The 2,942-nt window shown below is 65.9% G+C and carries 3 protein-coding genes and 1 pseudogene; 2 read left to right on the top strand and 2 right to left on the bottom strand.

What is annotated here, in order from left to right; genetic code table 11:
* Together ACE5C1_RS05145 and ACE5C1_RS05140 are read right to left on the bottom strand one after the other, a co-directional pair.
* Positions 1-669: MFS transporter (locus ACE5C1_RS05145; RefSeq protein WP_374942993.1), on the bottom strand; the 669-nt coding region annotated here is incomplete at its 3' end.
* A gap of 1 nt (position 670) precedes the next feature.
* Positions 671-1,861, bottom strand: coding sequence for an HlyD family secretion protein (locus ACE5C1_RS05140; protein WP_374942992.1), 1,191 nt, complete (start codon positions 1,859-1,861; stop codon positions 671-673).
* A 258-nt stretch (positions 1,862-2,119) separates the two neighbouring features.
* Between ACE5C1_RS05140 and ACE5C1_RS05135 the strand changes: the two are divergent.
* A pseudogene (locus ACE5C1_RS05135) lies at positions 2,120-2,320 on the top strand (IS21 family transposase); the annotation flags it as partial.
* A gap of 97 nt (positions 2,321-2,417) precedes the next feature.
* A partial coding sequence (locus tag ACE5C1_RS05130) for a TonB-dependent receptor plug domain-containing protein (protein WP_374942991.1) occupies positions 2,418-2,942 on the top strand: 525 nt, incomplete at its 3' end.

The raw sequence follows: 2,942 nt of genomic DNA, 5'->3' as shown, positions 1-2,942 counted from the left end.
GAGGCCGGCGATACCGAACCAGTCCGCCTCTCGAAACAGGTGCAGCTTCGCCTTTTCGTGCGGCAACCCGACGAGCAGCAGCGTGACCAGCGCCGCGCAGATCGGCACGTTGAGGAAGAAGGCGTAATGCCAACTGATGGTTTCGGTCAGCCAGCCGCCGACCAGCGGGCCGAGCACCGGGCCAAGAATGGCGGTAACGCCGAATGCGGCAATGCCGATCGGCTGCTGTCGCGGCGGCAGGCGCTGGGCAATGATGGTCTGCGCGGTCGGGATCATCGCCCCGCCGGTGAAGCCCTGGCCGACACGCCCGACGATCATCATTGGAAGAGTGGTGGAGAAGCCGCAAAGCACCGAGAAGGCCGTAAACAGTCCCGCCGCGATCAGCAGAAAGGTGCGTAGGCCGAGCATTCGTTCCAGCCATGCCGCCATCGGGATGATGACGATCTCGGCCACCAGATAGGCGGTCGCGATCCAGGTGCCCTCCGTCCCGCTCGCGCCGATTTCGCCCTGGATCACGGGCAGCGCGGAGTTGACGATGGAGATGTCGAGCGTCGCCATCAGCGCGCCCAGCGTTCCCGCCGCCACCGCCAGCCATGCACCCAAGTCCGCGCGCTCGCTGGTGCCGTGGCGGAACGACCCTTGCTCGTCGTTCGATGCCATGCTGGCCATCTCAGCGATTCCGTCCGCGTCGCATGGCCTGCTCCTGCTGGTCGCGGATGTGGTCGACGTCGTCCTTGGCGGAGATCGTGTCCACCGTGACGTCGACGGACAGGCCCGGGATCAGCAGCCGCCGTGCGGCCGGAGTCGCCTCGATGGACACGCGCACGGGGACGCGCTGCGTGATCTTGGTGAAATTGCCCGTCGCGTTCTGCGGCGGCAGCAGCGAGAACTGTGCGCCCGTTCCCGGCGCCACGCTCTCGACACGCCCCTTCAGCTCGATCCCGTCCAGCGCGTCGACCTTGATAGATACGGGCTGCCCCGGCCGCATCAGCGCCAACTGCGTCTCCTTGAAATTGGCAATAACGTAGAGCCGGTCGAGCGGCACGATCGACATCAGTCGCGTGCCTGCCTGCACATATTGACCAACCGTCACCGTCTTGTCGCCGACCCGACCGGCGGTGGCTGCCTTGAGCAACGTCGCTCCGACATCGACATTGGCCGACGCGAGCTGAGCGCGAGCAACCTGCCCTTGTGCTTCGCCCTGGCGTATCTGGCTTTGCAGTGAGCCTACCCGGCGCTGCTGACCCGCCAACGCAGCTTCCTGCGCACGGACGTCCTGCGTGGACTGCCGCGCGGTCAGTTCCAGCCGGGCGAGCTGCTGGCGGGTTTCTGCTCCGGACGCGGCAAGCGGGCGGTAGCGCGCGACCTCGCCCACGTCATAGGCCGCCTTGGCACGTGCCGCCGCCAGCTGGGCGCGCGCCTGATCGATGGCGGCATATTGTTCCCGGATCTGCGAGCGCACGGCATCGGCTTGCGCTCCGGCGACGGCGATCTGCGCCTCCGCCTGCTCCGCCTGCGCCCGGGCATCGCGCGGATCGATCCGCACCAGCGGCTGGCCGGCGCGAACGTCTTGGTTCTCGGCGACCAGCACCGCGGCGACATAGCCGGCGACGCGGGGCGACACCGTCACCATGTCGGCCCTGACCTGTGCGTCGTTGGTGCTCTGAAGGTACTTGCCATGCGCTTCGTAGCGAAGAATCCAGAGCGCGCCGATGACCAACGCAGCGATGGCGAGCAGCAGCAGGATCAGCTTCGTCCGCCCACTCAGCTTGCGGGTGGATGCGCTGTCCTGGTCTTCAGTGTGAGCATTTCGGATCGGATCGCCCCGACGTGTCTCATGCTCCGGCTGGTCACAACTCATGAACGTGCGATCCGCTTGATTCGGGATTGATCGGTGCAGCGAGGCCGCGCAGCAAACGCATAAGCGGACAAAGCGTCCGGAACAAGCTCTTTTCCGGACGGAATGCCTCGTTATATTTCAACTCGGCGATGGCCGATCGCGGCTTCTCCTGTGCAGGGCGGTGACAAAGCAGGCCACAGGAACGCCGGCGCGATGCTGAGCGTGGCGGAGTAAAATCCGGCCAGGTGGATAGGCTGGGCCCTTTGGGAGCGGCCGGGGATGTTTGTCGTGGAGAGCTACGCCGCGGTTCGACGCTTCGTGTTCGTCGAGGGCAACAGCCGTCGGGAGGCGGCGCGGGTGTTCGGGTTGAGCCGCGAGACGGTGTTGAAGATGTGCCGGTTCTCGCTGCCGCCGGGTTACACGCGAACCAAGCCGGTGGCGAAGCCGAAGCTGGGGCCGCTCTTGCCGTTCGCGGTCGCTTCTGACGCAGACTGCTGTTTCATATTGTCCCGACCAATGTAATGCATTACAGAGGCAGATCTGAGAGGGCGATACGCCACAAAGGAGGGGATTGAACATGCTGCAACATGTGGCTCGTTTGCTTATCACGACTGCCTTCGTGGCACCGCTCTTCCCAGCTCCCGCCGCTGCCCAAACCGCCCCCATTATCGAAGAGACGGGAAGCGCGCCCTCGGCGGGCGAGTTCCGAACCGCCGGGTCCGTGCAGGCCGGGGATCCCGCATCGACGCAGGCGAGCAACGCGCGCCCCCAGGACAGCGCTGCGACGCCCGGCTCCGCCCCGGACCAGGCGAGTGCTCAGCGCGACACAATCGGCGACATCGTTGTGACCGCGCAACGGGTCGAGTCGAGTGCGCAGCGGACACCGATTTCGATCCAGGTCTATTCGGGTGAGACACTTGCCGCCCGTGGCGTCAGCGACCTGCGCCAACTCGCCAACATTGATCCCAGCATCGGCATCAACTCCGCCGGCGGGCAGACCACGATCGCGGTTCGCGGCATCGCGTCCAGCAACGTGACCGAGACAGGCGAGCCCGCGGTCTCCGTCTCGGTCGACGGCGCCTTCAACAATCGCGGCTACTCG

It is taken from the genome of Sphingomonas sp. (genome assembly GCF_964263785.1).
Lineage (GTDB): Bacteria > Pseudomonadota > Alphaproteobacteria > Sphingomonadales > Sphingomonadaceae > Sphingomonas.
The sequence above is the reverse complement of the archived record's forward strand: the minus strand, read 5'-3'. Positions and strand labels throughout refer to the sequence as shown.

Bases quoted from the DNA above. Each gene is read 5' to 3' on its own strand.
- ACE5C1_RS05140 (WP_374942992.1), bottom strand. From the start codon at position 1,861: ATGAGTTGTGACCAGCCGGAGCATGAGACACGTCGGGGCGATCCGATC.